The organism is Vibrio sp. M260118, assembly GCF_036533755.1.
Taxonomy (GTDB): Bacteria; Pseudomonadota; Gammaproteobacteria; order Enterobacterales; family Vibrionaceae; genus Vibrio.
Genome location: NZ_JATABG010000165.1, coordinates 1 through 7451, shown reverse-complemented (window position 1 = coordinate 7451; position 7451 = coordinate 1). Strand labels below are relative to the sequence as shown.

Annotated in this window: 4 protein-coding genes; 2 read left to right on the top strand and 2 right to left on the bottom strand. The window is 47.6% G+C overall.

Going from position 1 to position 7451, the window contains the following annotated elements; genetic code table 11:
* Positions 1 to 180 precede the first annotated feature (180 nt).
* Together QTO00_RS11205 and QTO00_RS11200 are read right to left on the bottom strand one after the other, a co-directional pair.
* A complete protein-coding gene (locus QTO00_RS11205; protein WP_331424892.1) occupies positions 181 to 3612 on the bottom strand; it encodes a hybrid sensor histidine kinase/response regulator in 3432 nt (1143 codons plus the stop codon).
* Positions 3613 to 3739: 127 nt separating this feature from the next.
* Complete coding sequence (locus QTO00_RS11200) at positions 3740 to 4924, bottom strand: 3-phenylpropionate MFS transporter (protein WP_331424891.1); 1185 nt, start codon at positions 4922 to 4924, stop codon at positions 3740 to 3742.
* A gap of 233 nt (positions 4925 to 5157) precedes the next feature.
* Between QTO00_RS11200 and QTO00_RS11195 the strand changes: the two genes are divergently transcribed.
* Together QTO00_RS11195 and QTO00_RS11190 are read left to right on the top strand one after the other, a co-directional pair.
* The gene (locus QTO00_RS11195) at positions 5158 to 6984 is read left to right on the top strand and encodes a DUF294 nucleotidyltransferase-like domain-containing protein (RefSeq protein ID WP_331424890.1); all 1827 of its coding nucleotides are present in this window, start codon (positions 5158 to 5160) and stop codon (positions 6982 to 6984) included.
* Between the two features lie 11 nt (positions 6985 to 6995).
* The coding region (locus QTO00_RS11190; RefSeq protein WP_331424889.1) for a 3'-5' exonuclease at positions 6996 to 7451 on the top strand (456 nt) is incomplete at its 3' end.

The window sequence follows — 7451 nt, the reverse complement described above, 5'->3', positions numbered from 1 at the left end:
TAGGCAACTTCAGAACTTTTACTCAATAAGCGAGAGTTTAATATTAGAGCCAAGACGGGAAAGATCCTTCCCTAGAGTAGTGAAGAAAAAACCAAGCCGATACCCTAGAAAAAACAATGCCGCTCACCTTAAGTGAACGGCATTAGAGCGAAAGCTCCCTAATTTATAGGGGTACGATAGTTACGACACACGATTGAGTATCGCACGTAGTTTTAGTGGCTTAACTGGTTTAGGGATAAAACTGAAACCGTTTGACTGAATACCATCCATCATATCTTGGGTTCGGTCGGCACTAATGATTACCCCCTCAAAACTACCGCCTAGCCTTAAGCGACACTGTTGCAGCACTTCAAGGCCCGTTCTACCGTGATCAAGACGATAATCTGATAAGATCACATCTGGTCGCCAGTCCTCATCTATACTCTGTAAACTTGTCACCAAATCAGTCGCCGTGCGAACATCGCATCCCCAACGTCCAAGTAGGGTATCCATCCCAACAAGGATTTCCATTTCGTTATCGACACACAGCACCTTTAAGTGACTGAGATCTGAAACAGAGCCAGACGGTACAGCTTTTACTTGCTCTATCGCTTTTTCACTGCGCGCAAGGGTAATCGAGAATACACTGCCTTTTCCAGGCCATGAGCGCATAGTAATTTGATGGCCAAGAACATGAGCAATCCCCTTAGATATCGCTAGACCTAGACCTAAGCCTTGATCAGAGCGAACCTGAGTACCACGATTAAACTCTTCAAAGATCTCCTGCTGTTTATCTTCATCAATGCCCATGCCGTTATCCCAGACATCAATCCGCGCCTTACCACCAACGCGTCTTACGCCTAGCACCACCTTTCCTTTAGGGCTATAGCGGAAGGCATTAGTTAAGAAGTTCTGAACCACGCGACGCAGCAGTTTCGGGTCTGATTTGACCAGCAGTTGACTCGGTATCATCGAAAAAGTCACGCCCTGCTGTTTGGCAAGCGCACTAAACTCGGCATTTAAGTTAGCCAATACATCATTAACGGCAAAGCCATGAACATTCGTTTCCAGTTTGCCCGACTCTAAGCGAGAGATATCAAGCAGATCTCCAATCAGGTCTTCTGCTGCACCTAGGGCACTTTCTATATGGTGAGATAATTGCTTCGTCTCTGGTTCAGACGCGACTTCAGACAAAGAAGAGGCAAAAAGACGTGCGGCATTTAGCGGCTGCATCAAATCATGGCTTACCGCGGCTAAGAAGCGAGATTTTGATTGAGACTCATGCTCTGAGCGTTGTGTAGCTGAAACCAACTTCTTGTTCAACTGCTCGAGCTCTTGAGTTCGCTCTTGTACTCGCTCTTCCAATGATTCATTGGCATCTTTCAGTGCTTGCTCGGCATCGCGGAATACGGTGATATCAGTAAAACTCATAACAAAACCACCACCGGGCATTGGGTTGCCTTGTACTTCAATCACTCGCCCATCCGGCCGAACTCGGGAAGAGGTGTGCCTAGTCCCTTGTTCTAGGTGATACACTCGGCGGCGTACATGCTCTTCGGGATCGCCAGGGCCACATAAGCCTTGCTCTGCGTTGTGCCTAATAACATCCGCTATCGGCCTGCCAACCTGAATCAAACCCGTCGGAAAGGTAAATAGCTCTAAGTAACGTTGATTCCATGCGACCAAGCGCAACTGCTTATCGACGACCGCGATCCCCTGACCAATATGTTCAATCGCCCCTTGCAGCAACCCTCGACTAAAGTCATACAGCTCCGAAGCCTCATCAACAATGGTTGCCACCTCTTCAAGCTGCATGTTTCTACCTTGCAGAGCAGAAGTGAGGACTAACTTCGCTGACGATGCACCAAATACCCCGGCAAGTACCCTTTCGGTATGCCTAATCAGTGTTGAGGGCGCTTGTTGGTTAGGCATAAGCGTTTCACGTTGCTGCTGCCAGTATTGCATAAAGGCACTGCGCACTCTCTGCCTGCCAACAAAGCGTGAAGCCAGCATCTCTAACTCGCCCACGGTCACACGGCTTTGATACAAGCTCATGTTTTCACTTTCAGGCAATGGCGTACCGACAAATGAAGCGGACTGTAAGCGCTCACTTAGGCTAGCTCGAGTTAACATCGAAACCACCACGTAACAGAGAGTGTTGAGGCTAATACTCAGCACTATACCCCAATCTGAATTGGTCACATCGAGCAACTGCAACCACTCTGGCGGCGTAATCATCCACAATAAGAAGTTACTTTGCGCGCTACCCGCTAGCATGTCGGTTTGGCTCATCAAGGTAATCAGCCACAGCGTAAAGCCCACCGCTAAACCAACGTAAACGCCTTTACGATTACCATGACGCCAATACATCCCGCCCAGGAGTGCAGGAGCAAACTGAGTAATCGCTGCAAAAGAGAGGAAACCAATCGCAGAGAGAGAATGGATATTGCCGAGAGCTTGATAAAAACCCCACGCACCGAGCAGCAAGAGTAAAATCAAGCCACGGCGGATAATCAGCAGCAATCCAGAAAAATGTCGATGGGTTCGCTGCGATAGTCGCATTCGACGCAGCAACAGCGGCATCACTAAATCATTCGAAACCATAATCGCCAAGGCAATGGTCGAGACAATCACCATGCCACTCGCTGCTGATGTACCACCAAGGAAAGCCAGCAGGGCAACATCTTCAGCACCCACAGCCATAGGCAGGCTAATAACGTAGGTGTCAGGGCTCGCATCCGTCAACAGCGACTGCCCAACCCAAGCGATAGGTAAGACAAACATGCCCATTAAAATCAAATAGAGAGGGAACAACCAACGAGCGGTGTGCAGGTCTTGCGCACGCTCATTTTCCACCACCATAGTATGGAACTGACGCGGTAAACAGACGATCGCCAGCATGGTCAGTACGGTGTGAATAATCAGAGTCGGAAGATTTGGAGATTGGTAGGTCTGGCGCGCGACCTCAATCAATTCAACGTCTGGTCTGTTGAGGGCTAAAAATAGGATGAACAAACCAACCGCGAGAAACGCGACTAACTTGATAATCGACTCAAACGCGATAGCCATCATCATGCCACGGTGGTGCTCAGTATTATCAATATGGCGAGTACCGAACAACATGGTAAAGACTGCTAGTGCGCCAACCACGAACCAGGAGACATCGAGGCCTGAACCTTCAAAAGCTTGCGGGATCTGCGGCGAGATAATCTCTAATCCCATGGTAATACCACGCAATTGTAAGGCGATATAGGGAAGAATACCCGCAACAGCAATGAGAGTGACCGTGACTGCAAGCCCTTGCGATTTACCATATCGGGCAGCGATAAAGTCAGCGATCGAGGTAATGTGTTCACGTTTTGCGGTGAGGATTAAGCGCGCAAGAATGCGCCAACCAAACGCAAAAACAAGAATAGGCGCAATATAGATCGGCAGGAAAGCCCAAGGGTTGTTGCTAGCCTGGCCCACGGTACCGTAAAACGTCCACGAGGTGCAATATACCGCAATCGACAGGCTATACACCCACGGTCGCCACTTTGCTAACCAACTATGCTTTTTATCTCCGTACCAAGCGATAACAAACAGTAGCCCGAGGTACATCAGTGATACGGTGATGACTAGCCAACCCTGCATTCAGATATCCTTATCTTTTGATTACTAGCTTTCAAAGTCCTTAAAAAGCAAAACCTCTCCATTTTTCATAACAAAGAGGAGAGGTTTCATTTAACTAAGGATATTGAGTCAACTCAATCAGTGCGGGTTAATTCTGTGCATTAGGCTCCGCTTTCGACTCATCACTAACCGGTTGAGATTTAACATCAACATTAATGAATAGAGCGAAAACACCCATAATAGCCATCGCCCAGAACACGTTTGCTCCCCAATTCTCGTACCCCCAACCACTTAAGGTTGTCATTAAGGCGATAAATGCGCCGAGCGGGATAGCATTGTATAGAGCCTGAAGCGCAACCATTTTACGCTGCTCTGAGTGTTGTATGTATTGAATCGCGGCGATGTGCGCCATAGCGAAAGTAACACTGTGTAGAAGTTGAATAACCACTAGCGCAGCCAAAACGGTGGTTGAAGCGGTCAGTCCCCAACGAACAATGACGCCAATTGCCGCGACTGTGAACAGTGCTCTTAATGTCCAACCGGAGAACAAGCGCTTACTCAAGGCAAAGATCGCAACCTCAGCAACCACACCTAAGCTCCACAGATAACCGATAATGTCCTCGGAGTAACCCGCCTCTTTCCAGTAGATCGAACTAAAACTGTAGTAAGCAGCATGACTACCTTGAATCAAGGATACTAAAATGAGGAACTTAATGACCGGAAGTTCGCGCAGTAACTCCGTCAGCTTAGGTCTTACTGCATCTTCATCTACTGTTGTTACTGGCATAGGGTTAATGCGACGCATAGAAAACAGCAAGGCAACCGCTACACCCGCCAAAGCAGTATAAAGAATCATATCGCTGCCATACTGAGCGACCAAGAATCCCACTACGGTTGAACCTGCGATAAATGCAATTGAGCCCCATAGACGAGTGCGACCGTAATCAAGCATTTGCAAGCGTGAGTAGTAGTTAGCCATTGCGTCCGAAAGAGGAACAACAGGCCCGCAGCACAAATTAAACAAAATAGTGGCTAATGCCATTAGCCAGAAACTACCACCAGTAAAGAAATGGAAGCCAACAAATAACAGTGCAGCAAAACTCAACCATCTTAGTGCTGGCATCAACTGCTCTACTTTGTGTAGGCGTGGGGTCAGTACTAGGTTAGCAACACAACGGGTGGCAAAGCCGATACCAACCAATAGACCAATATCAGTGGCTGACACGCCCTGTGATTCAAACCACAACGCCCAAAATGGTAGATAGACACCATAAGCGAAAAAGAAGCCGACAAAATATTGGGAGATCCAACCGTAAGGAGATGGGGTGAGCATCGCAACCTCGAATGCAAAGTGAAATGGAACAAACGGGCGATATTATCGTTTGCTTTACTAAGAATAAAAAGGGAATAATCGTCACAAGTGCGTTTCCCTATTCTCACAATTATCGTCATTAGCAACGAAGTCGCCGGACTCGTTTCATTAATAGATTCGACCAAAGTCGTCTGGAACAATCGTGACGATCCTGCACACTTAGGATATAGAGTTGCTATGAGTTAGGGTTCGCAATGCCAGATAAATTTAACATGCACTCCCCGCCATTTGATCGCTTAGATGCCCAGCAACAGAATAGGCTGCGCAGTGCATTAGATGTCGCCTACTTTCGCGCCAGAGAGACGCTGCTTCAGTCTGGAGCCGAGAGCAAACACCTCCACATTTTAATCAAAGGAGCGGTAGAGGAGCGCTCGGAAGATGATAAAGAGATATTTGCTCACTACGCCAATGACGACCTGTTTGACGTTCGCGCTCTGTTTGAAGGCTCAGTGAAGCACCGCTATATCGCACTCGAAGATACCCTTTCCTACCTACTACCAAAAGACATCTTCATTGAGCTATACAACGAAAATGGCCAATTTGCTGCTTACTTTGATAACAACTTAGCGCGCAGACAAGAATTAATTGAAGCCGCGCAACAGCAGCAAAACCTAGCTGAGTTTATTTTAACTAAAGTCGATAAAAGCATTTACCACCCACCTATGGTGTTATCTCCTGAGCAGCCATTGAATGAAGTGACTCAAACCCTTAAGCAAAATGGTATCGACTCTGCACTGGTGCGTTTAAATGACAACGATGTACGTCTCACTGAAGATGACCATGCACTCCCTTATGGCATTATTACGCGGACCAACATGCTCCACGCGGTAATGCTTGAAGGCCATCCTCTCGACACCCCAGTGGGCAGAATTGCGACCTTCCCGGTTGTTCATGTTGAAGATGGTGAGTTTCTGTTTAATGCCATGATCAAGATGACGCGCAACCGTATGAAACGAGTGATGGTTGCTGACGGCAAAGATGCGGTGGGCATGCTCGATATGACGCAGATACTCAGTGCCTTCTCTACCCACTCCCATGTATTGACCCTAAGCATCGCGCGTTCAACTAGCATTGAAGAGCTCGCCCTCGCTTCAAACAGACAGCGAAACTTAGTCGAGAGCTTGCTCAACAACGGTATTCGCACACGTTTTATTATGGAGCTGATCTCCGCGGTCAATGAACAGATTATTGAAAAAGCGTTTGAACTGATTGTTCCTCCTGCCCTTCACGACCACTGTTGTTTGATCGTTTTAGGCTCTGAAGGGCGTGGGGAGCAAATTCTTAAGACCGACCAAGACAACGCATTGGTGATAAAAGATGGCCTCCATTGGCACCAATGTGAAACCGTAATGGCTCAGTTGACTCATACACTGCAGCAGCTCGGTTATCCACTCTGCCCAGGTAACGTTATGGTCAACAACCCTAAATGGGTTAAAACGCAAACTGAATGGAAGCAGACCATCAGCCAATGGTCTAAGCCAACTTCAGCTGAGCAAGTGATGGACTTAGCCATTTTCACTGATGCTCATGCGGTAGCGGGCAACAAATCACTGCTTGAACCGATTACAGAGCACTTAAAACAGACTATGCGCGGTAACATGTTGGCGCTGCAGGACTTCTGCCGTCCTGCACTACAGTTCTCATTGCCTTTAACCCTGTTTGGCAATGTGAAAAAGGACAAACAGGGCGTCGATGTAAAGAGTGGTGGCATCTTCCCGATTGTCCACGGTATTCGCACCCTCGCCCTTGAATACGCTATCGAAGAGAAAAATACCTTTGAGCGCGTCGAGGCCCTACGAGCTAAGCGTATCCTTGAACCCGACACCGCAGACAACCTAAGCGAAGCACTGAAGTTACTGTTCAAATTACGTTTGAATCAGCAGCTCACCAACCAACATAGCCACAACCGTATCGATCTAAAACAGATAGAACGCACCGAACGCGATTTGCTGCGCCACAGCCTACATGTAGTGAAAAAATTTAAGCAGTTCTTGGGCTATCATTATCAGATAAGAGACTAGAGGTTCGCAGTATGAACTGGTTGCAGCGCAAGTATTGGTTTTACAAACTCAAGGGCTCACCTTATCAGCCCCTGTTCGCCTCTGTGCAGAAGGGTGAATATGTCTCGCTAGATTGCGAAACCACCAGCTTAGACCCCAACCGTGCCGAGTTGGTCACCATTGCTGCAACTAAGATCATCGACAACCGAATCATTACCAGCAAACCATTTGAAGTACGCCTCAGAGCGCCACAATCTCTCGATTCTGGCTCAATTAAAATCCATCGAATTCGCCATCAAGATCTGGTTGATGGGATTGATGAAAAGCAGGCGTTAATCAAATTGCTTGAGTTTATCGGCAATCGCCCACTTGTCGGCTACCACATTCGCTATGACAAAAAGATCCTCGATCTCGCATGCCGCAAGCAACTCGGGTTTCCACTGCCAAACCCCTTGATTGAGGTCAGTCAGATCTATCACGATAAACTA

Bases quoted from the DNA above. Each gene is read 5' to 3' on its own strand.
- QTO00_RS11205 (WP_331424892.1), bottom strand. From the start codon at position 3,612: ATGCAGGGTTGGCTAGTCATCACCGTATCACTGATGTACCTCGGGCTA.
- QTO00_RS11200 (WP_331424891.1), bottom strand. From the start codon at position 4,924: ATGCTCACCCCATCTCCTTACGGTTGGATCTCCCAATATTTTGTCGGC.
- QTO00_RS11195 (WP_331424890.1), top strand. From the start codon at position 5,158: ATGCCAGATAAATTTAACATGCACTCCCCGCCATTTGATCGCTTAGAT.